This is a genomic window from Bacillus tequilensis, from assembly GCF_012225885.1.
Classification (GTDB): Bacteria; Bacillota; Bacilli; order Bacillales; family Bacillaceae; genus Bacillus; species Bacillus tequilensis.
The window spans coordinates 2,303,895-2,327,254 of record NZ_CP048852.1 but is presented as its reverse complement, the minus strand read 5'-3'; the positions used below and the strand labels follow the sequence as shown (position 1 = coordinate 2,327,254).

Here is a 23,360-nt window from a genome sequence, read left to right as displayed (position 1 = left end):
TATTCATCTCCGAATAGTCGGGTGAATAAGCTGTTTACAACATAGGGATGAGAAAGTATAGTATACGTGTTGCACTATTTATTGAAAGCGTTTTAGCTTTTTACATGAAGGGGGACTTCTTTTGAAGGATGTAAGATTGCCAACACTATTCGAAATTATTATTGTACTAGGATCATTTTTAGCACTTGTCATGTCGTTTACAGTCTTTTTAGACTTGCCGATACAGCTTGCGCTCTTCATTTCCTGGTTTATTGCTATGATTCTCGGAATCAGACTCGGTTATTCTTATAAAGATATGCAAAATGCGATTCTGTATGGAATATCAAATGGGCTTGAAGCCGTTCTGATTCTCGTTTCAGTCGGGGCGCTCATTGGGACATGGATCGCCGGAGGCGTTGTGCCGACACTGATTTATTACGGATTAGAATTTATTCACCCTAGTATCTTTTTACTGGCAACATTGATTATTTGTTCTATTATGTCTGTGGCAACAGGAACGTCATGGGGAACAGTCGGAACTGCCGGCATCGCCATGATCGCAATTGGAGAAGGTTTAGGTATTCCGCTTCCTCTCGTAGCAGGAGCTATTCTTTCAGGCGCTTATTTTGGGGACAAGCTTTCTCCTTTGTCTGACAGTACAGTTCTGGCTTCTTCACTATCCAAAGTCGATGTATTAGACCACGTGAGAGCAATGCTTTATTTATCAATACCTGCATATGTGATTACAGCTATTTTATTTACTATTACCGGCTTTATGTACGGCGGAAAAAATATTGATCTTGATAAAGTTGAATTCTTAAAATCTTCTTTGCAAAATACGTTTGACATCCATATTTGGATGCTGATCCCGGCTGTAGTGGTCATTGTCTTATTGGCGATGAGAAAGCCGTCTATGCCGGTTATCGTGATCGGTGCTTTACTCGGCGCAATCTGGGCTGCTGCTTTCCAAGGCATGAATATTGCGGATGCGATTGCTACAGCGTACAATGGATTTTCTATTAAAACAGATGTTGAATTTTTGAATGGCCTGTTAAACCGCGGCGGGATTGTCGGAATGCTCAGTTCCCTTGTCGTGATTATCTTTGGTCTTGGTTTTGGCGGTTTGCTTGAGAAACTCGGCGTGCTGAAAGTCATCGTCTCACTATTTGAAAAGAAATTAACATCTGCCGGCAATGTCACTTTATCTACGCTGATTGTAGCGTTTTTAGCAAACATCTTCGGCTGCGCGATGTATGTATCTCTTATTTTGACTCCGAAAATTATGGAAGACAGCTATGATCGCCTGCATCTGGACCGAAGAGTGCTATCACGTAACTCGGAGGTCGGGGGAACATTAACTTCAGGTATGGTTCCTTGGTCTGATAACGGGATTTACATGGCGGGAATCCTCGGGGTTTCTACCTTCTCTTATTTGCCGTTTATGTGGCTTAGTTTTGTTGCAATAGGTCTTGCCATTATCTATGGTTATACAGGAAAGTGTATATGGTACACGAAAAACAATACAGTCAAAGCCGAAAAACTAGGCTAATAGGGGAGGGTCACTGAATGATAGCGAAACACATGATTCGGACACTGATGATTGAAACGCCGTCGGTTCCCGGAAATCTTGGAAGGGTTGCTACGGCAATCGGTCTTCTGGGCGGGGATATTGGTGAAGTGGAGACGGTAAAAGTCGGCCCCAATTACACAATGCGGAATATTACCGTTCAAGTGGAGAATGAAGAACAGCTTCAGGAAGTGATCACGGCCGTACAGGATCTTGGAGAAGGGATCAGGCTTCACACCGTATCCGATGAAGTCCTGTCCGCACATGAAGGCGGAAAAATCCAAATGAAAAGCAAAATGCCGATCCGCTCGCTTGCAGAGCTTGGGCGTGTCTATACACCAGGTGTTGCAGACGTATGCAGGCTGATCGAAAAAGAACCAGAAAAAGCGTCTATTTATACAACGATCAGCAATTCTGTTGCGATTGTAACGGATGGAACGGCAATTCTCGGTCTTGGGAATATCGGCTCCGTGGCAGGCATGCCTGTCATGGAAGGAAAGGCTGCTCTGTTTGATCAGCTGGCGGGTATCAGCGGCATTCCGATATTGCTTGATACGAGTGATCCTGAAGAAATCATCAAAACGGTAAAGCATATTTCTCCGGGTTTTAACGGCATCCTGCTTGAAGATATCGGCTCGCCGCATTGCTTCGAAATCGAAGACCGCCTAAAAGAGGAGCTGAACATCCCTGTTATGCACGATGATCAGCATGGTACTGCTGTTGTGACGCTGGCAGCTGCGATCTCGGCATGTAAGAGTGCGGGAGTTGCTCTGAAGGAAGCGAAAGTGGGGCAAATCGGACTGGGCGCAGCAGGTGTTGCTATCTGCCGGATGTTTATGGCCTACGGTGTGAAAGCTGTGTACGGAACAGACAAATCAGAGGCAGCCATGGACCGTCTTGAACAATACGGCGGACAGGCAGTAGCCAGCATCGAGGAGCTCATGGAAACTTGTGACGTTATCATTGCCACAACGGGCGTTCCAGGTTTAATTAAACCGGCGTTTGTACGTTCCGGCCATGTGATTTTAGCTTTATCGAATCCGAAGCCTGAAATCGAGCCGGAGGCTGCGCTGCAAGCCGGCGCAGCATATGCAGCTGACGGCCGTTCTGTTAATAATGTGCTTGGCTTCCCGGGAATTTTCAGAGGAGCGCTCAACGCAAAAAGCAAGGAGATCAATCACGATATGCTTGTGGCAGCAGCTGAGGCTATCGCCGCCTGTACAAAACAAGGCGATGTAGTTCCTCAGCCGCTTGATTCGAAAGTTCATCATGAGGTAGCGGCTGCGGTCGAGCACGCGGCTCTTAATCCAGTGAAATAAAACTACGTAAAACAGCACCTGACATAAACAGGTGCTGTTTTTTCTCATCGTATGATGATTTTTGCTATAATGGCAGTGAATCATTAAAGGGAGTGATCAGCATGGCGAAGAGCCGAGCGAAAAAGAAGCGGGAACATCTGTTGAGAAACGGCGGACGTGACGTTTTATTATCAAGAGGAAGTTCACCATCTTTCAGCACACATGAAAGAAAGACAAAAAGCAAAAAAGAGATTTTGAATAAAAGAAAGGGTAAGAATCCTTATGATCATACGGCATTTGATGATAAGGATTTTTTTGTGCCCGCAAAAGCCGCCTAGTATCTTTCTCTATCGTTTCTTTTTGAAAAAGGGCATGTTTTTCCGTTTCTTTCATACAATCTATTAAATCAAATCACTAGATCGTGCGGGAGGAAACGGTATGCGAAAAATCTCTTATAAGGACATGTTTCTCGGACATGTCAAAGATCATCTCTCTCTTTATATATTTGTCTCAGTGCTGTTTTTCATGGGTGTCATCTTTGGGGCGATTATTGTCAACAGCATGACCATCAGCCAGAAAGAAGATTTATATTACTACTTAAGCCGATTTTTCGGACAGCTTTCGGATGGAAAACAAGCAAGTGCATCTGATATGTTTGGGCAAAGCATCTTCCATAACGCAAAATATTTAGGGCTGATGTGGATATTGGGCATTTCCGTCATCGGGATGCCGATTATTTTTATCATGATCTTTCTGAAAGGCATCGTCGTCGGCTTTACTGTCGGGTTCCTTGTCAATCAGATGGGCATCAGCGGTTTTTTCTTATCCTTTGTCTCCGTTTTGCCGCAAAATGTGCTGCTGATCCCGGCATATCTCATTATGGGTACGTGTGCGATCGCATTTTCTTTAAAACTAATCAGGCAGCTGTTCGTGAAACGCAGCCTGCATGACGCGCCGATTCAGTGGTTCGGGCGGTATGCTTTCGTGCTTCTGGTCATCCTGTTTTTAGCGCTGATCTCCTCTCTTTTTGAAGCATATTTATCTCCGGCTTTAATGGAAAAGCTTACATCGAGACTTTTTTAAAATCATTATTAAAAGGAAATCGTTTTATTTATCAGTTTATAATAATTATAGTTGGAACTATGCGCGTATTTTGTTATAATGAGTCATGGAATGCGGCGTAGGAGGGAAAGACATGGAAAACCGTATCGATCGAATTAAGAAACAGCTGCACTCATCCAGCTACAAACTTACGCCTCAGCGTGAAGCGACAGTAAGAGTGCTGCTTGAAAACGAAGAAGACCATTTAAGCGCAGAAGATGTATACCTCCTCGTAAAAGAGAAATCTCCTGAGATCGGTCTCGCTACAGTATACCGTACGCTTGAATTATTAACTGAATTAAAAGTCGTTGATAAAATTAACTTTGGAGACGGCGTGTCCCGTTACGACCTTCGGAAAGAGGGCGCAGCTCACTTTCATCACCACTTGGTGTGCATGGAGTGCGGAGCCGTTGATGAAATTGAAGAAGATTTGCTTGAAGACGTGGAAGAAATCATTGAACGTGATTGGAAATTTAAGATTAAAGATCATAGATTGACATTTCACGGCATTTGCCACCGCTGTAACGGAAAAGAAACTGAATAGACGGTGCCGAGCGCGAACCTTTTCTCATGGGGAAAGGGTTTTTTGCTGTTTCTATGTATAAAACCTCTCTGATTTGGCATATGGTTTAAATAACTGGAACCATAGGGAAAGGATCGATTAGGACATGGGAAGATTCCTAAAAACAGCTCTTGATGCATTGAAAGTTTTCATCCTGTTTACCGGTTTTACCGCCTTGTTCTATTATGCTATGATATGGGTGAATCAAGAGTATGAAAACTATCATCGGTACGATAAACCGGAAGGCTCCGCTGTAAAAGTTGTTGAAATGGACCAGAATGAAAAAGGCGGATGGTTCGACCGGTTAATCTTTTTTTACCAAAACGGGGAGTAGATCAAGAGTGAAAGATCAAATAAAGGATTTCATCCACTACGTTGTTGTAGAGAGAGGGCTTTCCCAAAACACGGTGGTATCCTATGAACGTGACTTGAAAAGCTATTCTCTCTATTTAACAGAAACCCTTCACGTTACGAATTGGAATCACGTAACTCGCATACATATAATCCAATATTTAAAGCACTTGAAGGACTCTGGGAAATCCGGCAAAACATCAGCGCGGCATTTGGCATCCATTCGCTCTTTTCACCAATTTCTCCTCAGGGAAAAAATAACGGACAAGGACCCTTCTGTTCATATCGAAACACAAAAGACTGAACGGGCGCTTCCGAAGGTGCTCGCACTCAATGAGGTCGAGCGATTATTGGACACGCCTAAACTGACAAGCCCTTTTGGCTATCGGGATAAAGCGATGCTGGAGCTGCTTTATGCGACAGGTATACGAGTCAGTGAAATGATTGAATTGACAACAGCTGATGTTCATTTGTCCATGGGTTTTGTCCGCTGCTTCGGGAAAGGAAGAAAAGAACGGATTGTGCCAATCGGTGAAGCCGCCGCTTCCGCCATTGAAGAATATATCACAAAAGCCAGGGGGAAATTGCTGAAGAATAATGTGTCTGACGCTCTCTTTTTAAATCATCACGGCAAACAGATCAGCCGTCAGGGTTTTTGGAAGAACCTGAAGAAAATTGCGCTGGAAGCCGGGATCAAAAAAGAGCTGACCCCGCATACGCTCAGGCATTCCTTTGCGACGCATCTGCTTGAGAATGGGGCGGATTTAAGAGCGGTGCAGGAAATGCTCGGTCATGCGGATATATCCACAACGCAAATCTATACGCATGTGACGAAAACAAGGCTGAAGGATGTGTACAAGCAGTTTCATCCGCGGGCCTAGCCGCAGGGGGTGCGGCTTTTTTGTTTAGAAAGGCAGAAAATAATGAAGTTTCTCATTATTTCCAAATGCATTGTCAACGGAAATGAAAACGATTTATACTTGAGTTGTCTGACCTCTTAGCGATACAATAGACGTATAGAAAAAAAGGAGGCTTTCAAGATGCCTGCATACAAATATAATCGTGTGTTTTTAATTGTAATGGACTCAGTCGGAATCGGCGAAGCGCCGGATGCCGCTGATTTTAATGACGAAGGCGCCAATACGCTCGGACATATAGCCGAGCATATGAATGGATTACATATGCCGAATATGGCAAAACTCGGCCTTGGTCTCATCGAGGATATTAAAGGTGTGGAAAAAACGGAACAACCGCTTGCGTATTATGGGAAAATGCAAGAGGCGTCAAACGGCAAAGATACAATGACCGGCCATTGGGAAATCATGGGCTTATACATTGATAAACCGTTTAAAGTGTTTCCAGAGGGTTTTCCTGATGAATTGCTTCAGGAACTGGAAAAGAGATCCGGACGCAAAATTATCGGAAACAAGCCGGCTTCCGGCACAGCGATCTTGGATGAGCTTGGCCAAGAGCACATGGAGACGGGAGCTTTAATTGTATACACATCTGCTGACTCTGTGCTGCAAATTGCCGCTCACGAAGAGGTTGTGCCGCTTGAAGAGCTGTACCGTATTTGTGAAACGGCGAGAGAGCTGACGCTTGATCCGAAATATATGGTTGGCCGCATTATCGCACGACCGTTCGTCGGAGAGCCGGGACAATTCAAACGGACGCCAAACCGCCATGATTATGCGCTGAAGCCGTTTGACCGAACTGTCATGAATGAATTGAAAGACAGCGGCTTAGATGTGATCTCAATCGGTAAGATCTCTGATATTTACGACGGAGAAGGCATTACTTCTTCACGGAGAACGGTTTCCAATATGGACGGAATGGACAAGGTGATTGATACGCTGGGTGAAGACTTTACGGGTCTGAGCTTTGCGAATCTTGTTGATTTTGACGCTTTATTCGGACACCGCCGTGACCCGGAAGGCTACGGACGCGCGCTTGAAGAATTCGATGCGCGGCTTCCGGAAGTATTTGAGAAAATGAAAGAAGACGATCTGTTACTCATTACAGCCGACCACGGCAATGATCCGATTCATCATGGAACCGACCATACACGCGAGTACGTGCCGATCCTCGCTTACAGCAAAAAACATAAGAAAGCGCAAATGCTGCCGCTTGCAGATACATTTGCCGATATCGGCGCAACAATCGCTGATAATTTCCAGACGAATCAACCGAAATACGGGAAAAGCTTTTTATCTTTATTACAATAGGGGGACTGTTTCTTGAAAGACAGAATCGAACGCGCAGCCGCTTTTATTAAGCAAAACCTGCCGGAATCTCCGAAGATCGGCCTTATTTTAGGCTCAGGTCTTGGCATTTTGGCGGACGAAATCGAGAATCCGGTGAAGCTGAAATATGAAGACATACCTGAATTCCCGGTATCTACTGTTGAAGGCCATGCGGGACAGCTTGTGCTTGGCACACTTGAAGGAGTTTCCGTTATTGCGATGCAGGGCCGTTTTCATTTTTATGAAGGCTATTCAATGGAGAAAGTTACTTTCCCTGTACGCGTGATGAAAGCGCTTGGCGTGGAAGCGTTGATCGTCACAAATGCCGCTGGCGGTGTCAATACTGAATTCCGTGCGGGTGACTTAATGATCATTACCGATCATATCAACTTTATGGGAACTAACCCTTTAATCGGGCCAAACGAAGCCAAGTTTGGCGCCAGATTTCCAGATATGTCTCAAGCCTATGACAAAGACCTTTCCAGCCTGGCTGAAAAGGTTGCGAAAGACCTTAACATCCCAATTCAAAAAGGCGTGTATACCGCTGTGACAGGGCCTTCTTACGAAACACCGGCTGAAGTCCGTTTCTTAAGAACGATGGGCTCTGACGCAGTCGGCATGTCTACTGTACCGGAAGTCATTGTAGCGAATCATGCGGGAATGCGGGTCCTTGGCATTTCCTGCATCTCTAACGCGGCAGCCGGAATTCTGGATCAGCCTCTAAGTCATGATGAAGTAATGGAAGTGACTGAAAAGGTAAAAGCAGGATTCTTGCAGCTTGTTAAAGCGGTCGTCGCTCAGTACGAATAAAAATTGAATGAATGCAAGATCAAAAGACAGCTGTGTCTGATATGACGCAGCTGTCTTTTTTATGCCCAAAAAAGATACGAAACATTTTCCATCAGTGGCGTATAAAACCATCTCGCTTGGAAAAAATAAAAAAGATTATGAAATGGAGGGCTTTTGAGATGAAACGTCTTTTATCCACTTTGTTGATTGGTATCATGCTGCTTACATTTGCACCGTCTGCATTTGCAAAACAAGACGGAAAACGTACATCGGAGCTTGCTCATGAAGCGAAGTCTGCGGTGCTGATAGAACGTGACACAGGAAAAGTGCTTTACAACAAAAACAGCAATGAGAGACTGGCGCCTGCAAGCATGACGAAAATCATGACGATGCTTTTAATTATGGAAGCTTTAGATGAAGGCAAAATCAAAATGAGTGATAAGGTTCGTACAAGCGAGCATGCTGCTTCAATGGGCGGCTCACAGATTTTCCTTGAGCCCGGAGAGGAAATGACTGTCAAAGAAATGCTGAAAGGCATCGCAATCGCATCGGGAAATGATGCTTCCGTAGCGATGGCTGAATTCATTTCCGGCTCTGAAGAAGAATTTGTGAAGAAAATGAACAAAAAAGCGAAAGAGCTGGGTTTGAAAAACACATCCTTCAAAAATCCGACCGGACTGACTGAGGAAGGGCATTACAGTTCTGCATATGACATGGCCATCATGGCTAAGGAATTATTGAAGTACGAATCAATCACGAAGTTTACCGGCACATATGAAGATTATCTTCGTGAAAATACAGATAAAAAGTTTTGGCTGGTGAATACGAATCGGCTGATCAAGTTTTATCCTGGCGTAGACGGTGTAAAAACAGGCTATACAGGTGAAGCGAAATATTGTCTGACAGCTTCGGCTAAAAAAGGAAACATGCGGGCCATTGCGGTTGTATTCGGAGCGAGCACGCCTAAAGAACGAAATGCACAAGTGACAAAGATGCTTGATTTCGCCTTTAGTCAATATGAAACGCATCCTTTATATAAACGAAATGAAATAGTAGCAAAAATAAAGGTCAAAAAAGGCAAACAAAAATTTGTTGAACTCACTACATCTGAGCCGATTTCAATCTTGACGAAAAAAGGCGAGGATATGAACAATGTGAAAAAAGAAATTAAAATGAAAGACAATGTAAGCGCTCCGATTCAAAAAGGCCAAGAGCTTGGCACGCTCATTTTAAAAAAGGACGGAGAAGTACTCGCTGAAAGTCCTGTTGCTGCGAAAGATGATATGAAGAAAGCCGGGTTTATCACATTCTTGAAGCGGACGATGGGAGACTGGACAAAATTTAAGTAATTATGCCGAATGCCCACTAGTTTTGTCACGGTGAAGGAATTCATTCCGTCGAAATCGAAACACTCATTATCCGATCATATCAAGGAGGAATGAGCATGAGCCTTGGAATTGACATGCATGTCAAAGAATCTGTGCTTTGTATTCGATTAACAGGCGAACTCGATCACCATACGGCAGAAACCCTGAAGCAAAACGTGACCCAATCATTAGAAAAGGATGATATCCGCCATATCGTGCTGAACTTGGAGGACCTTTCCTTTATGGACAGCTCGGGGCTTGGCGTTATTTTAGGAAGATACAAGCAAATTAAGCAAATTGGCGGGGAAATGGTCGTTTGCGCCATCTCTCCTGCGGTGAAGCGGCTGTTTGATATGTCGGGTCTGTTTAAAATCATCCGATTTGAACAATCTGAGCAGCAGGCGCTGCTGACACTGGGGGTGGCATCATGAAAAACGAAATGCACCTTGAATTTTCTGCCCTCAGCCAAAATGAATCATTTGCCCGTGTGACAGTTGCTTCATTTATAGCTCAGCTTGACCCGACAATGGATGAACTGACCGAAATCAAGACAGTTGTGTCAGAGGCTGTCACGAATGCTATTATCCACGGATATGAAGAGAACTGCGACGGAAAAGTTTACATTTCAGTGACGCTGGAAGATCATGTCGTATATATGACCATTCGTGATGAAGGCAGGGGCATTACAGATCTCGAAGAAGCCCGTCAGCCCTTATTCACGACGAAGCCTGAGCTTGAGCGCTCTGGCATGGGCTTTACCATTATGGAGAATTTCATGGATGATGTCAGCATCGACTCATCGCCTGAGATGGGAACGACGATTCGCTTAACAAAGCACTTATCAAAAAGCAAAGCGCTTTGTAATTAAGGAGATTTGTTATGGATGTGGAGGTTAAGAAAAACGGCAAGAACGCTCAGCTGAAGGATCATGAAGTAAAGGAATTAATCAAACAAAGCCAAAATGGCGACCAGCAGGCAAGAGACCTCCTCATAGAAAAAAACATGCGTCTTGTTTGGTCTGTCGTACAGCGGTTTTTAAACAGAGGATACGAGCCTGACGATCTCTTCCAGATCGGCTGCATCGGGCTGTTAAAATCTGTTGACAAATTTGATTTATCCTATGATGTGCGCTTTTCAACGTATGCAGTGCCGATGATTATCGGTGAAATCCAGCGTTTTATCCGAGATGACGGGACCGTAAAGGTGTCAAGGTCATTAAAAGAGCTCGGAAACAAAATCCGTCGCGCGAAGGATGAACTTTCAAAAACACTGGGCAGAGTGCCGACGGTGCAGGAGATCGCCGACCATTTGGAGATTGAGGCAGAAGATGTCGTACTCGCCCAAGAGGCGGTAAGGGCTCCGTCATCGATTCACGAAACTGTTTATGAGAATGACGGAGATCCGATTACCCTTCTTGATCAAATTGCTGACAACTCGGAAGAAAAATGGTTTGACAAGATTGCGCTGAAAGAAGCGATCAGCGATTTGGAGGAAAGAGAAAAACTAATCGTCTATCTCAGGTATTATAAAGATCAGACGCAGTCCGAGGTGGCTGAGCGGCTTGGGATCTCTCAAGTTCAGGTTTCGAGGCTTGAAAAGAAAATATTAAAACAGATCAAGGTTCAAATGGATCATACGGATAGCTAGTCTGCGATGCAGGCTGGCTTTTTTTGTGCGTGAAAGCGTGGTAATTTATGGTCTTTTCAAGCGGATGAATGAGAACAACATCGAACCACATACTACATATATAACCACCGAAAGATGGTGATCAATGATGGAACGACGTATATTTATCCGACTTCGCCACCGGGTGCTGGCTCATCCGGGGGATATCATCACAGTTGGAGATGCCGCACAAATTGAAGGACAGCTTCAGCTGAAAAACAAACTTTCAGCTATGCCGCTTTACCAGGTGAGCGAAAAAGATAAAAATATCGTAATTTTGGATATCATACAAGTCCTCAAAGCCATTCATTTACAGGATCCGACACTTGATGTTCAAACGGTAGGCGGAGCAGAAACCATTGTTGAAATTCAGTACCGGAAACGGCAATTATCAACAGTTCTGTTTGTCGGTGTTTGGCTGCTTTTGTTTATCGGATCGTGTCTGGCTATCATGAACTTTCATGAAGATGTAAGCATGAGAGATGTTCATATCGCACTGTATGAAATCATAACCGGAGAGAAGAATGACTATCCATATTTGCTCCAAATCCCATACAGCATCGGTTTGGGACTGGGAATGATCGTGTTTTTTAACCACATATTTAAAAAACGTCTTAATGAAGAGCCCAGCCCGCTGGAGGTTGAGATGTTTAACTATCAGCTCGATCTCGATCAATATGTGGCCATGCATGAGAATCGAGAAACATTAAAGGACCTGCATGATCGTTAGTGTATTGTTCATTATTTTTGTCGGGCTCGGCGGAGGCATCACGGTGGGGGCGGGCTTCGTTGCTTTTTTAACCGTAATGGGAATCATTCCGCGGCTGATGCAGCTCACCAAAACGATGAGATTTGTTCAGGCTTATGAAGCGGCTGTTATACTAGGCGCGGTTTGCGGGGGATGGGAGACGCTCCATATGCACCATCTTTTTTTGACAAAATGGATTGCCGTGCCGGTCGGGCTGTTGGCAGGTTTGTTTGTCGGGATGCTTGCGGCTGCTCTTACAGAGGTTTTGAATGTGCTGCCGATTTTAGCAAAACGAATCGGGCTCAGAAGTAAAATTATTATTCTGTTGATGGCCATCGTGATTGGGAAAATCGCGGGATCTTTATTTCACTGGCTGTATTTTATTGATCATTCATAGGGAGGCTTTTAAGATGACAAACATAAAAGAAAACTACAAATCAAAAGTGAAAACATATCAGCCTAAGCCGCCTTACGTCTGGAACTGTGTAAAAGCTTTTCTGGTAGGCGGTCTGATCTGCGCGATCGGGCAAGGTCTGCAAAATTTTTATATCCATTTCTTTAATTTTAATGAAAAAACAGCGGGAAATCCGACTGCGGCAACATTGATATTAATTTCAGCTTTGCTTACCGGATTCGGCATCTATGACAGAATTGGACAGTTTGCAGGAGCCGGTTCAGCCGTACCGGTCACAGGTTTTGCCAACAGTATGGCCAGTGCTGCTCTTGAATATAAAAGCGAAGGGTTAGTGCTCGGAGTAGCGACAAACATGTTTAAACTGGCGGGGAATGTCATTGTTTTCGGTGTTGTGGCCGCGTATATTGTCGGAATGATACGGTTTGCTTTTGAGAAACTGATGTCATAGGAGGAGAAGAAAATGAAATTAACAGGAAAGCAAACCTGGGTGTTTGAACATCCCTTATTTGTCAACTCAGCGGGAACGGCAGCGGGTCCAAAGGAAAAAGACGGACCGCTCGGGTCTTTATATGATAAAACCTACGACGATATGCACTGTAATCAAAAAAGCTGGGAAATGGCTGAACGCCAGCTGATGGAAGATGCGATTACGTCAGCGCTTCAAAAAAATAATCTGACAAAAGATGATATTGATCTATTGCTGGCAGGTGACTTGCTGAATCAAAACGTGACCGCCAATTATGTGGCAAGACACTTAAAAATTCCGTTTCTTTGTATGTTTGGCGCCTGTTCAACATCAATGGAAACAGTGGCTGTCGCATCGGCCTTGGTTGACGGCGGGTTTGCCAAAAGGGCCCTCGCTGCTACCAGCAGTCATAATGCCACAGCGGAAAGGCAGTTTCGCTATCCGACAGAATATGGAGGTCAAAAACCGGACACTGCCACCTCTACTGTAACCGGAAGCGGTGCAGTTGTCATCAGTCAGACACCGGGTGATATCCAAATCACAAGCGCGACGGTCGGAAAGGTTTCTGACTTGGGGATAACAGATCCGTTTGATATGGGATCGGCCATGGCTCCGGCTGCAGCTGATACGATTAAACAGCATTTTAAAGATCTCAACCGGACAGCGGATGACTATGATCTTATCCTGACAGGTGACCTGTCAGGCGTCGGCTCTCCCATCGTAAAAGATATCTTAAAGGAAGATGGCTATCCGGTCGGCACAAAGCATGATGATTGCGGTCTTCTGATTTACACTCCGGATCAGCAGGTCTTTGCCGGAGGGAGCGGCTGCGCTTGTTCAGCGGTTGTCACCTACTCTCACATTTTTAAGCAGCTGAGAGAAGGGAACTTAAACCGTGTATTTGTCGTGGCAACCGGGGCGCTGTTAAGCCCGACGATGATCCAGCAAAAAGAAACCATTCCAACCATCGCCCATGGGGTTGTATTTGAGCGTGCAGGAGGTGCATCTTAACATGGACTACCTTTTGGCTTTTGTATGCGGCGGGGCCATTTGTATTGTCGGCCAGCTGCTCTTGGACATTTTTAAGTTGACGCCAGCCCACGTCATGACAACCTTTGTAGTGATTGGCGCGATCTTAGATGGATTCGGCATTTACGATAAATTTATTGAATTTGCCGGAGGAGGAGCCACCGTTCCGATCGTCAGCTTCGGCCATAGCCTTCTCCACGGTGCCATGCACCAGGCTCACATACACGGATTTATCGGAATCGGCATGGGGATTTTTGAGCTGACCTCCGCAGGTATTTCAGCAGCCATTCTCTTCGCTTTTATCGTAGCTGTTATTTTCAAACCGAAAGGATAATGCCGACATGACGACAAAACGCAAGGTCATACTGGTAACAGACGGGGATGTGTACGCCGCTAAAACAATTGAATACGCCGCAAGCAAGGTGGGCGGGCGATGTATTTCACAATCAAAAGGAAATCCTTCCATCCGCAGCGGCACGGAGCTTGTCAAGCTGATCACCTCAACTCCGTATGATCCTGTATTTGTCATGTTTGACGACTCCGGCCTGCAGGGAGAAGGTCCGGGAGAAACCGCTTTGATCTATGTCGCCACCCATCCGTCAATTGAAGTGCTCGGAGTGATTGCAGTTGCGTCAAAAACCCATCAGGCTGAATGGACCAGAGTTGACGTAAGCATTGACCGCAATGGAGACATAACTGAATACGGCGTAGATAAAGTCGGTGAAAGAGAATTTGATGAACACAGAATGAGCGGAGATACAGTCTATTGCCTTGATAAACTTGATCTCCCGCTTATTGTCGGCATCGGGGATATCGGCAAAATGGGCAGAAAAGACGATATTTCAAAAGGATCGCCGATCACGATGAAAGCGGTCGAGTTTATTTTAGAAAGGAGCGGATATCATGCCGGATCACAAGGAAGAAAAAATTCGGGTTTATCGGAATCCAGCTAAAAATGAAGCGTACTTCAAAAATCGCGTCGGGATGGGGACAAGCTATGATGTAGGGGTTCGAAAGCTCACCATTTTAGACCAAGAAATTCAGCTTTACTACTTAAATGGATTATGCGATACGGCCTATATCATTCATTTAATGAGAGAGCTTGTGGCCATTAACAATCGGAAAGAAGATCCTGATGAACTGGTCGATATCGTCGAAAACAGGCTGTTAAACGCCCAGGTCGAAAAAGTAAAAACCTTGGATGAAACGACTGACCAAGTTCTGTCTGGGCTGGTCGCGGTCATTGTTGAAGGCGCAGGCTTCGCATTTATTATTGATGTCAGAAGCTATCCGGGCAGAAATCCGGAAGAACCCGATACGGAAAAGGTGGTCAGAGGGGCCAGAGACGGTTTTGTTGAAAATATCGTCGTCAATACGGCTCTTCTCAGAAGGCGGATCAGAGACGAACGACTTCGCGTCAAGATGACAAAGGTAGGCGAGCGGTCAAAAACGGATCTGAGTGTTTGTTATATAGAAGATATTGCAGATCCGGATCTGGTTGACATCGTGGAAAAAGAAATCGCGGCCATTGATGTCGATGGATTAACAATGGCTGACAAAACAGTCGAGGAATTTATCATTAAACAAGGCTACAACCCATATCCTCTCGTCCGCTATACAGAAAGGCCGGATGTGGCTGCTAATCATGTGCTTGAAGGCCATGTCATTATTATGGTTGATACATCGCCGAGTGTGATTATCACCCCGACGACTTTGTTTCACCATGTACAGCATGCCGAGGAATACAGACAGGCGCCTTCAGTCGGCACTTTTTTAAGATGGGTAAGATTTTTCGGCATCATTGCTTCCACTTTACTTCTCCCGATCTGGTTTCTATTTGTTCTTCAACCGGACCTGCTGCCCGAGAATATGAAATTTATCGGTTTAAATAAAGATACACATATCCCGATCATTCTGCAGATTTTCTTAGCTGACTTAGGGATTGAGTTTCTCAGAATGGCGGCCATTCACACCCCGACGGCCTTATCGACAGCAATGGGACTCATTGCCGCTGTTCTGATCGGCCAGATCGCCATTCAAGTCGGCCTGTTTTCGCCAGAGGTGATTTTGTACGTCTCACTTGCAGCAATTGGAACCTTTACGACGCCTAGTTATGAATTAAGCTTGGCTAACAAGATGGGCCGTCTTGCTATTATGGTACTTGTTGCCTTATTTCATATAAAAGGGCTCGTAATCGGATTAACATTGCTGATTATCGCCATGGCAAGCATCAAATCCCTCCGTACACCGTACTTATGGCCGATGATTCCCTTTAACGGCAAGGCGCTGTGGCAGGTGCTGGTCCGCACAGCGAAGCCTGGCGCAAAAGTAAGGCCTAGTATCGTTCACCCTAGAAATCGCTTAAGACAGCCTACCAATTCATAATCGCATTGAAACTGACTGAAGAGTATGATAATGTATGTCTTAATTATGAAAGGACAGTCCATAAAACTGTCCTTTCATCCATAAGCGGAGAAAGAGGGAATGACATTGTTCTTACATGGCACAAGCAGGAAAAATCAACATGGGCATTTAGAAATCGGAGGTGTGGATGCTCTCTATTTAGCGGAAAAATATGGCACACCTCTTTACGTATATGATGTAGCTTTAATACGTGAGCGTGCTAAAAGCTTTAAGCAGGCATTTATGACTGCAGGCCTGAGAGCACAGGTGGCATATGCGAGCAAAGCATTCTCATCAGTCGCGATGATTCAGCTTGCTGAGGAAGAGGGGCTTTCTTTAGATGTTGTGTCAGGGGGAGAGCTTTATACAGCTGTTGCGGCAGGCTTTCCGGCAGAACGCATTCACTTTCATGGGAATAACAAGAGCAGGGAAGAACTGCGCATGGCGCTTGAGCACCGCATCGGCTGCATTGTGGTGGATAATTTCTATGAAATTTCCCTGTTGGAAGACTTATGCAAAGAAACGGGACACTCTATTGATGTTCTTCTTCGGATCACACCAGGGGTAGAAGCGCATACGCATGACTACATTACAACCGGTCAGGAAGATTCAAAGTTTGGTTTCGACCTTCATAACGGACAAACTGAACGGGCGATTGAGCAAGTATTACAATCAGAGCATATTCAGCTGCTCGGTGTCCATTGCCATATTGGCTCGCAAATTTTTGATACGGCCGGATTCGTGTTAGCCGCGGAGAAAATCTTCAAAAAACTGGACGAGTGGAGAGTGTCATACTCGTTTGTATCCAAGGTATTGAATCTTGGAGGGGGGTTCGGCATCCGTTATACGGAAGATGATGAACCGCTTCATGCTACTGAATACGTTGAAAAAATTATTGAAGCTGTGAAAGAAAATGCTGCCCGTTACGGTTTTGCCATTCCGGAAATTTGGATCGAACCGGGCCGTTCTCTCGTGGGAGACGCAGGCACAACTCTTTATACGGTCGGCTCTCAAAAAGAGGTGCCGGGTGTCCGCCAATATGTGGCTGTAGACGGAGGCATGAATGATAATATTCGTCCCGCGCTTTATCAGGCTAAATATGAAGCTGCAACAGCCAATCGTATCGGAGAAGCGCATGATAATAAGGTATCGATTGCCGGAAAATGCTGTGAAAGCGGTGATATGCTGATTTGGGATATTGACCTGCCGGAAGTAAAAGAAGGTGATCTTCTTGCCGTTTTTTGTACAGGCGCATACGGATACAGCATGGCCAACAATTACAATCGAATCCCGAGACCTGCCGTTGTATTTGTAGAAAATGGTGAGGATCACTTAGTCGTAAAGCGAGAAACATACGAAGATATTGTAAAACTTGATCTGCCTTTTAAAACGGGTGTAAAGCAATAAAGAAAGCGCCGATTTCTCGGCGCTTTTTCTTATTTAAATATAGAAACGATCGCGTTCCAGATGGATACGAAGAAATCAATCACTTTTTGGATGAAGTTTTTGCCATCATCGGATTCTATGAATTTCGTAATCTTATCTTTCGCTTTATCAAGCTGGTCGCTGACCTGTCCCCAGTCAATGTGAGCGTTTTTCATCTTATTGAATAGGGAGACAAGCTGATCTTTTTGGCTGTCTGTAAGTGTAACGTTTAGATCAGAAGCTGCATCGTCCACTTGTTTTTCAATGTCAGCCTTATTGTCAGGTACACCGTTTTTGGCAAATTTTTCTTTGATTTTTGCAATGAGAGCTGCCGCATTTTCGTTACCGATTTTGTCCCCAAGCTCTGATGTCGTGACAAGCTCTTGGTTGGCTACTTGCTTCACATCTTCCGAGATTGCTTCGTCAGACGAAACCTCATACGCCTTAATCAATCCGGTTAAAGCAGCAGTCCCGGAGACCTCAAACGGTGCTGTAACATACACCTTCGCATCTTTAACACCGGCTGTCATCAGCGCATTCAGGTACATTTCATCTGTAATGCCGCTGATATTATGTGTCTCAACATTCAGTCCGGAGCCTTTTTTGGCAATCGTTATCGACGATGAAGAAATCGCTCTTGATCCGATTTGAGCGTTCGATATATATTTTCCTAAATATTCATGTTCTTCCTTATTGGTCACAGTTACCGTTGTTGCATTGTCAGGGACATTCATTTCATCAAGCACTTTTTGTTTATCAGATTCTGATAAATCTGCACCAAGTGTTACAATGACATCTCCAACTGCGGCATCCGCGAGACTGACTTTCGGAACCGTCAGCAGCAAAACGGCCGCTGCCAGCATTCCAATCCATATTTTTTTCAAAGCAGTTTGACCTCCTTCAATTTCACAAGCAGCTGGATAGAGCTGCTTTGCGAGGACCTGAATCGTGATGGAAATACAGCTCCGTTAGGTTAGACGGAGATAAAGTGATCCGGGTTTCATTTTTATTTTTTGTAAAGCAGGGAGATTCGTTTTCCCCTGAAAGGTGTGGTATAATAGCCGCGACAAGGAGAGGCAGGCTATAACCTATCATACATAATCTCCTTTGAAAATTAAAATAAAGAAAGTAGGCATACAATTGAAAACAGGTTACTTTTTATTAGAAGACGGCAACAAAATTGAATTTGAACTTTACCCTGAAGCTGCACCGGGTACTGTCGCAAACTTTGAAAAGCTTGCGAACGAAGGCTTTTATAACGGCCTTACATTCCACCGAGTGATTCCAGGCTTCGTCAGTCAAGGCGGATGCCCGCATGGAACTGGCACAGGCGGTCCAGGATACACAATCAAATGTGAAACAGAAGGAAACCCTCATACACATGAAGCGGGTTCTCTTTCGATGGCACATGCTGGAAAAGACACAGGCGGCAGCCAATTTTTCATCGTCCATGAGCCGCAGCCGCATTTGAACGGTGTTCACACTGTGTTCGGTAAAGTAACAAGCGGATTAGAATTTGCAAAAAATATGTCTAACGGTGACGTCATGAAAGAAGTTCGTGTAGAAGGCTAATAGGCAGGCAGAAGGCTTCCTCGTATCGGGGGGCCTTTTTTATTTAGCAAAAATGTTCAATAAAAAAACCGCCCGAGTATGGATGGCGGTTGGCAAACCAGTCGTTTAGTTAGTGGTAAGTAGGGTGACATCTTAAGTGGTCTCTCCTGTAATGAATAGACTAAAATGTTTTGGTCACGTTCTGATCCGTAAATTGATGATTAATCATTTTAGCCTTGCTTATAAAGTTATTTTCAAAGACAATTCCTGTGTTTAAACCTCCGGAACCATACACCGATTTGGACAAAGTTAATGGCCTGATCATAAAAGCGCCTCCTACGTTTACTACGCCGTTCCCGGAAATGTTGTTTATATTAATAGGATAATCAATCATACTATCAAGTCTCCTTTCATCGTATTCTATTTTTTATATGTATTACTGCTAGAGTCAATCAGCATAAACTTATTGGCAAAAATATTTTAAAGGCGGCTGTTTTCATTGATTTATAAAAAATTGCTCAAGAAGAGCTTTCTTTAAAAACTTTCCTAGCTGTGCTTTAAATACGCTGAATGCGGCAGCTGCTTTTCTGGCAAATATAATAGGATCATCCTTCGTTGACTCAAGGTGGTGCATAACCATTGTCCCCGGCTCTTCGATCACCAATGGTTATGCGATGCTGTATCGGTGATGTTCCGATTGCGAACTGCTTCTCCTAAGTTAAATACTCTGTCGTGGGCGACCTCAAACGAGAAAAATTGGAGCATGAACAAAGGAGATGAGGCAGGCACTCTCTTAATATGAAATGTTGAACCGAATAAACATCTGACTCTGGGACCGCCCAACAATTTAGCAAACTCCCTGCACGTATCTTTTGTTTCTTCGCATTTCATCCTGTTTTGCCTTCTCTTTCATAGGAAGTTGTCAAAGAAGAATGTCTGTCTGAAGGGATGAGTATAGTCTCCGTTTGAGAGCGTGGTGTGCTGATTATAAAAAAAGCGGATAGGGAATAATAAGAAAATAAAAAATTCAAGGAGAGTCTCATGCATGTTTTAACGAGTTTGCTCGAACAGTATGGATATATCGTCTTGTTCATTGCCTTGATGTTAGAGCTTATTGCTGTACCCGGGCCGGGGGAATTTCTGATGGGCTATGCCGGTGTTCTTGTGTTTCAAGGGAAGTTAAACTGGATGTTAAGCATATTAGCGGCTGGATTGGGAAGCTGTGCGGGAGTGAGCATTTCGTATTGGATCGGATACACACTTGGCCCCGCTACAGTGCAAAAATATGGAGAACGAATTCATTTTGGAAAGGACAGGCTGGAAAAAACATCACGCTGGTTTAAGCATTACGGTAATAAATTATTGCTCATTGCTTATTTTCTACCAGGCGTGCGCCATATTGCCGGCTATGCTGCAGGCATCACGCGAATCCCTTATAGACTGTATGCCATCTATGCGTATTGCGGTGCTTTTCTGTGGGCAGGCACGTTTATTTCCCTTGGAAAGCTACTCGGACCAGAGTGGGAGCAGTTTCATGCCTCAATCAAAAAGTATTTATTAATCGGGAGCTTGTTTGCTATCATTGTGTTTCTTCTGTTTTATCTGATCAAGACCCAAAAAAGCAAGATCAGAGAGTTGATGATAGCGGGATTGGTGAAGGGGGCAAGACAATTTCACACCCTACGCCGTTTAAGGCTGCTGATCGTGTTCACAGCGTTATTTTTTTTGGTTTTTTTGATGGTAATGGGAAGTTTGGTTGAAAATTACATCAATAATGAATTTAAGCCGTTTGATACGATCGTTACACTCGTGGTGACAGTTCTTTTTAACTCACAGTGGAAGTATGGGATGGAAGTATTCGGGGCTTTTGCGTCGAGAGATGTTCTATTAGCCGTTATGGTTGTCACTTTTCTATGGATAGTATTCAAAGGGCAAGACCGTAAAATCGAACTCTCTTTCTTATTTTTCTTAGTCATTGGCGGAGAGCTCTATGAAGAGGGAATCAGACGGCTCTTTCATTCCCTTCATCCTGTTCACGCGCCTTTGGCAAGTCATGCATTATATTCATTTCCAAGTGAACAAACGTTAACGGCATTTGTCATTTTTGGTTTCTGTGCTTATCTTTTTGTTCGGCATTCACATAAGGCGCGTCTGCAAGCTGTTGCATTTTTCTTGTTTATGATCGTTTTATTTCTCATAGGGCTGAGCCGTGTGTATTTTAATGAGCAGTATCCGAGTGATGTTGCTTCCGGGTACGCCTTCGGCGGTGTTTGGCTGAGTTTGAACGTTTTGGTCATGGAACTCTTCCGTTTCTCCAGAAGATTTAGCAAGCTGAGAAATGAATCAAATTATATAAAGTACCGGTGAAAAACGAAGCAAACTTTAAAATTGGTCAATTGATCAGAGATGGAATTTTGTAGTAAAATAAAATGATAAAAAAGAAACATTTTGAGAAGAAGCTGCGATTTGACGAATAGTAAAGGCTGTATAAAATGCGGCAGCACTAAAGCGGGCCAAAAAGAAATAGCTACAACCGGCACGGGATTGTCGAAGTTGTTTGACGTGCAGCATAACCGTTTTCTAGTCGTGTACTGTAAAAATTGTGGGTATTCCGAGTTTTATAATAAAGAGTCCTCAACTGCCGGCAATGTATTGGATTTGTTTTTTTGGAGGCTGATCCATGATTTCGAACTTCGATGATTTTAAACATATAATGAAAGCAAAACGGGATACTGGCTATGTCACCTGTGAAATAGGCTGCCGCAAACATTCCAGTAACCTTCATGAAGTGAATCGTTTCGTTAAGCACCATGGGTATCATGGACTTGAAGATCAATGGAATGCAGTAAATGAACAGACCGCCCGTAACCTCATGACCTATATACTATCTAAAGATTTAGCATATGAGAGCTCTCTTTCTTCCGAGCCCATCGCTTTTGAATGATGCGATTATTTCTTTCATTGCTTTTCGGATGATCCTATGTATTATACAAACGCTGATGTTGATGTTCAGTCCGGTGATGTTAGATTAAGCAGCTGGAGTCCTATTACCCAAGCGACATTTGATGCAGGGCTGGTTGTGATCGACACGAAAAAGATAGGCATGTTTTGGGTGGAAGATGAAGATTAACAGACTGTAAAGCACTTCAATGGTCCTGATGGGATTTCTTTTCGATTCGTGATAACATAAATTGAAGATTGTTGTTTATTGGAGGAAATCAGTTGAAAGCAGAAGATAATTCAAAGAAAAAAACAATAGTAGAATGGACAAAAGCAATTGTGATTGCTGGCGTTCTCGTTTTGCTCATCCGTCATTTTATTTTTTCACCGTATATCGTTGATGGTGAGTCCATGGAGCCTACTCTGCATAACCGTGAGAGGGTCTTTGTCAATATGACTGTCAAATACATCGGCGAGTTTGATAGAGGAGACATCATCGTATTAAACGGAGATGATGTTCACTATGTCAAGCGTATTATCGGCCTGCCCGGAGATACAGTTGAGGTGAAAAGCGACCAGCTTTATATCAACGGGAAAAAGGTAGCTGAGCCTTATTTGGCTGCTTACAAAAAGATAGCGAATCAGAATGGTGAACATTTGACCGATGATTTCGGGCCGGTGAAAGTGCCTGATGACAAATATTTTGTGATGGGCGATAACCGGCAGAAATCAATGGACAGCCGCAACGGCCTTGGTCTCTTCACGAAAAAACAAATTGCGGGCACGTCAAAGTTTGTCTTCTTCCCATTTAACGAAATGCGCAAAACAAATTAGGATCATGCAGCTTCCTGAACAGGAGGCTGCTTTTTTTATTTGTTTTTTTCGTTCATCCCCCAAAAACAGAACATAAATTCGTATAACTATAGAAAAGAAATTTTTGCAGAAATGTGAAACATATTCCCGTAATGCATCGTTATATTAATAATTTACGAGAATTAACGGTTTTTTATTCATGAAAAAAAGGAATAACTCATATGAATGAATACATTCATATTGGCTGGAGGTTTAAATATGGGAAGAATAAAAACCAAGATTACCATTCTGTTAGTGCTTTTGCTTTTACTTGCAGGCGGTTATATGTACATAAATGATCTTGAACTGAAGGATGTTCCGACAGCAATTGGACAAACCTTGTCCTCGGAAGAAGAGGAATACACCATCCAAGAATATAAAGTGACGGAAATTGACGGCTCAGAGTATCACGGAGAAGCGGAAAACGGCACAAAAATCATCTTCAACGGAAAAAATTTAAATCAGGATTTGTCTGATATAAAAGAAGGCGACAAGATTAAGGCATACTTCAGCAAATCAAAGCGGATCGATGGATTAATCAAGGTTGCAAAAGTAAATGATTAACGGAACATCACCTTTCGGATCGAAGGGTGATGTTTTGCTTTTCTC

At 43.9% G+C, this 23,360-nt stretch carries 30 protein-coding genes; 28 read left to right on the top strand and 2 right to left on the bottom strand.

Annotated elements, in window-relative coordinates:
• The first annotated feature begins 121 nt into the window (after positions 1 to 121).
• The 21 genes from mleN to lysA all read left to right on the top strand — a co-directional run bounded on the left by mleN (position 122) and on the right by lysA (position 17,390).
• Positions 122 to 1,528 (top strand): malate-H+/Na+-lactate antiporter MleN, encoded by a 1,407-nt coding sequence (gene mleN, locus G4P54_RS12380; RefSeq protein WP_167872806.1) that lies wholly within the window; start codon positions 122 to 124, stop codon positions 1,526 to 1,528.
• 17 nt (positions 1,529 to 1,545) lie between these two features.
• Positions 1,546 to 2,865 (top strand): NAD-dependent malic enzyme, encoded by a 1,320-nt coding sequence (locus G4P54_RS12375; RefSeq protein ID WP_167872805.1) that lies wholly within the window; start codon positions 1,546 to 1,548, stop codon positions 2,863 to 2,865.
• A 101-nt stretch (positions 2,866 to 2,966) separates the two neighbouring features.
• Positions 2,967 to 3,182, top strand: a complete 216-nt coding sequence (locus G4P54_RS12370) for a ribosome rescue factor BrfA (RefSeq protein ID WP_167872804.1) — start codon at positions 2,967 to 2,969, stop codon at positions 3,180 to 3,182.
• Between the two features lie 100 nt (positions 3,183 to 3,282).
• Positions 3,283 to 3,927 (top strand): stage II sporulation protein M, encoded by a 645-nt coding sequence (gene spoIIM, locus G4P54_RS12365; protein WP_024715175.1) that lies wholly within the window; start codon positions 3,283 to 3,285, stop codon positions 3,925 to 3,927.
• 112 nt (positions 3,928 to 4,039) lie between these two features.
• Positions 4,040 to 4,489 (top strand): ferric iron uptake transcriptional regulator, encoded by a 450-nt coding sequence (fur, locus tag G4P54_RS12360; protein ID WP_003223972.1) that lies wholly within the window; start codon positions 4,040 to 4,042, stop codon positions 4,487 to 4,489.
• 124 nt (positions 4,490 to 4,613) lie between these two features.
• Positions 4,614 to 4,841: a YqzK family protein gene (locus G4P54_RS12355; RefSeq protein WP_024715176.1), complete on the top strand. Its 228-nt coding sequence runs from the start codon at positions 4,614 to 4,616 to the stop codon at positions 4,839 to 4,841.
• 7 nt (positions 4,842 to 4,848) lie between these two features.
• Positions 4,849 to 5,739: a site-specific tyrosine recombinase XerD gene (gene xerD, locus G4P54_RS12350; RefSeq protein ID WP_024715177.1), complete on the top strand. Its 891-nt coding sequence runs from the start codon at positions 4,849 to 4,851 to the stop codon at positions 5,737 to 5,739.
• 159 nt (positions 5,740 to 5,898) lie between these two features.
• Entirely contained in the window at positions 5,899 to 7,083 is a 1,185-nt protein-coding gene (deoB, locus tag G4P54_RS12345; RefSeq protein ID WP_024715178.1) for a phosphopentomutase, read from the top strand.
• 12 nt (positions 7,084 to 7,095) lie between these two features.
• On the top strand, positions 7,096 to 7,911 hold the full coding sequence (locus G4P54_RS12340) for a purine nucleoside phosphorylase I, inosine and guanosine-specific (protein WP_024715179.1): 816 nt from the start codon (positions 7,096 to 7,098) through the stop codon (positions 7,909 to 7,911).
• 158 nt (positions 7,912 to 8,069) lie between these two features.
• Positions 8,070 to 9,239: a D-alanyl-D-alanine carboxypeptidase DacF gene (dacF, locus tag G4P54_RS12335; protein WP_024715180.1), complete on the top strand. Its 1,170-nt coding sequence runs from the start codon at positions 8,070 to 8,072 to the stop codon at positions 9,237 to 9,239.
• Between the two features lie 95 nt (positions 9,240 to 9,334).
• Positions 9,335 to 9,688 carry an anti-sigma F factor antagonist gene (gene spoIIAA / locus G4P54_RS12330; protein WP_024715181.1) on the top strand — a complete coding sequence of 118 codons (354 nt, stop codon included), beginning with the start codon at positions 9,335 to 9,337 and terminating at the stop codon, positions 9,686 to 9,688.
• On the top strand, positions 9,685 to 10,125 hold the full coding sequence (spoIIAB, locus tag G4P54_RS12325) for an anti-sigma F factor (RefSeq protein WP_003223955.1): 441 nt from the start codon (positions 9,685 to 9,687) through the stop codon (positions 10,123 to 10,125). The genes spoIIAA and spoIIAB overlap by 4 nt, the downstream gene beginning before the upstream one ends.
• Before the next feature lie 11 nt (positions 10,126 to 10,136).
• Positions 10,137 to 10,904 carry an RNA polymerase sporulation sigma factor SigF gene (gene sigF / locus G4P54_RS12320; protein ID WP_024715182.1) on the top strand — a complete coding sequence of 256 codons (768 nt, stop codon included), beginning with the start codon at positions 10,137 to 10,139 and terminating at the stop codon, positions 10,902 to 10,904.
• Positions 10,905 to 11,031: 127 nt separating this feature from the next.
• Positions 11,032 to 11,652, top strand: coding sequence for a stage V sporulation protein SpoVAA (spoVAA, locus tag G4P54_RS12315; RefSeq protein ID WP_024715183.1), 621 nt, complete (start codon positions 11,032 to 11,034; stop codon positions 11,650 to 11,652).
• On the top strand, positions 11,642 to 12,067 hold the full coding sequence (gene spoVAB, locus G4P54_RS12310; protein ID WP_024715184.1) for a stage V sporulation protein SpoVAB: 426 nt from the start codon (positions 11,642 to 11,644) through the stop codon (positions 12,065 to 12,067). Before spoVAA ends, spoVAB begins: the two co-directional genes overlap by 11 nt.
• A gap of 13 nt (positions 12,068 to 12,080) precedes the next feature.
• A complete protein-coding gene (gene spoVAC / locus G4P54_RS12305) occupies positions 12,081 to 12,533 on the top strand; it encodes a stage V sporulation protein AC (protein ID WP_019714841.1) in 453 nt (150 codons plus the stop codon).
• Between the two features lie 12 nt (positions 12,534 to 12,545).
• A complete protein-coding gene (spoVAD, locus tag G4P54_RS12300) occupies positions 12,546 to 13,562 on the top strand; it encodes a stage V sporulation protein AD (protein ID WP_024715185.1) in 1,017 nt (338 codons plus the stop codon).
• A 1-nt stretch (position 13,563) separates the two neighbouring features.
• The gene (gene spoVAE, locus G4P54_RS12295; protein WP_014664475.1) at positions 13,564 to 13,914 is read left to right on the top strand and encodes a stage V sporulation protein AE; all 351 of its coding nucleotides are present in this window, start codon (positions 13,564 to 13,566) and stop codon (positions 13,912 to 13,914) included.
• A gap of 7 nt (positions 13,915 to 13,921) precedes the next feature.
• Entirely contained in the window at positions 13,922 to 14,533 is a 612-nt protein-coding gene (gene spoVAEA / locus G4P54_RS12290) for a stage V sporulation protein SpoVABEA (RefSeq protein ID WP_024715186.1), read from the top strand.
• The gene (gene spoVAF / locus G4P54_RS12285) at positions 14,484 to 15,965 is read left to right on the top strand and encodes a spore germination protein SpoVAF (protein ID WP_167872803.1); all 1,482 of its coding nucleotides are present in this window, start codon (positions 14,484 to 14,486) and stop codon (positions 15,963 to 15,965) included. Before spoVAEA ends, spoVAF begins: the two co-directional genes overlap by 50 nt.
• A gap of 105 nt (positions 15,966 to 16,070) precedes the next feature.
• Complete coding sequence (gene lysA, locus G4P54_RS12280; protein WP_167873871.1) at positions 16,071 to 17,390, top strand: diaminopimelate decarboxylase; 1,320 nt, start codon at positions 16,071 to 16,073, stop codon at positions 17,388 to 17,390.
• A gap of 29 nt (positions 17,391 to 17,419) precedes the next feature.
• On the opposite strand, the gene G4P54_RS12275 is transcribed toward lysA, so the two are convergent.
• Positions 17,420 to 18,292: a DUF1002 domain-containing protein gene (locus G4P54_RS12275; protein ID WP_024715189.1), complete on the bottom strand. Its 873-nt coding sequence runs from the start codon at positions 18,290 to 18,292 to the stop codon at positions 17,420 to 17,422.
• 256 nt (positions 18,293 to 18,548) lie between these two features.
• Here G4P54_RS12275 and G4P54_RS12270 point away from each other — a divergent pair, with 256 nt between their 5' ends.
• Entirely contained in the window at positions 18,549 to 18,980 is a 432-nt protein-coding gene (locus tag G4P54_RS12270; RefSeq protein ID WP_024715190.1) for a peptidylprolyl isomerase, read from the top strand.
• A 160-nt stretch (positions 18,981 to 19,140) separates the two neighbouring features.
• On the opposite strand, the gene G4P54_RS12265 is transcribed toward G4P54_RS12270, so the two are convergent.
• Entirely contained in the window at positions 19,141 to 19,353 is a 213-nt protein-coding gene (locus G4P54_RS12265) for a spore germination protein (protein WP_024715191.1), read from the bottom strand.
• Between the two features lie 647 nt (positions 19,354 to 20,000).
• Here G4P54_RS12265 and G4P54_RS12260 point away from each other — a divergent pair.
• From G4P54_RS12260 to G4P54_RS12235, 6 genes are all read left to right on the top strand, one after another.
• On the top strand, positions 20,001 to 21,326 hold the full coding sequence (locus G4P54_RS12260) for a bifunctional DedA family/phosphatase PAP2 family protein (protein WP_167872802.1): 1,326 nt from the start codon (positions 20,001 to 20,003) through the stop codon (positions 21,324 to 21,326).
• A 99-nt stretch (positions 21,327 to 21,425) separates the two neighbouring features.
• The gene (locus tag G4P54_RS12255) at positions 21,426 to 21,659 is read left to right on the top strand and encodes a zinc ribbon domain-containing protein (RefSeq protein ID WP_167872801.1); all 234 of its coding nucleotides are present in this window, start codon (positions 21,426 to 21,428) and stop codon (positions 21,657 to 21,659) included.
• On the top strand, positions 21,640 to 21,903 hold the full coding sequence (locus G4P54_RS12250) for a hypothetical protein (protein WP_167872800.1): 264 nt from the start codon (positions 21,640 to 21,642) through the stop codon (positions 21,901 to 21,903). The genes G4P54_RS12255 and G4P54_RS12250 overlap by 20 nt, the downstream gene beginning before the upstream one ends.
• A gap of 36 nt (positions 21,904 to 21,939) precedes the next feature.
• Positions 21,940 to 22,089, top strand: a complete 150-nt coding sequence (locus G4P54_RS12245; protein WP_167872799.1) for a hypothetical protein — start codon at positions 21,940 to 21,942, stop codon at positions 22,087 to 22,089.
• Between the two features lie 92 nt (positions 22,090 to 22,181).
• Positions 22,182 to 22,733, top strand: coding sequence for a signal peptidase I sipS (gene sipS / locus G4P54_RS12240; protein ID WP_167872798.1), 552 nt, complete (start codon positions 22,182 to 22,184; stop codon positions 22,731 to 22,733).
• Between the two features lie 237 nt (positions 22,734 to 22,970).
• Entirely contained in the window at positions 22,971 to 23,315 is a 345-nt protein-coding gene (locus G4P54_RS12235; RefSeq protein WP_024715194.1) for a hypothetical protein, read from the top strand.
• Positions 23,316 to 23,360: the final 45 nt, after the last annotated feature.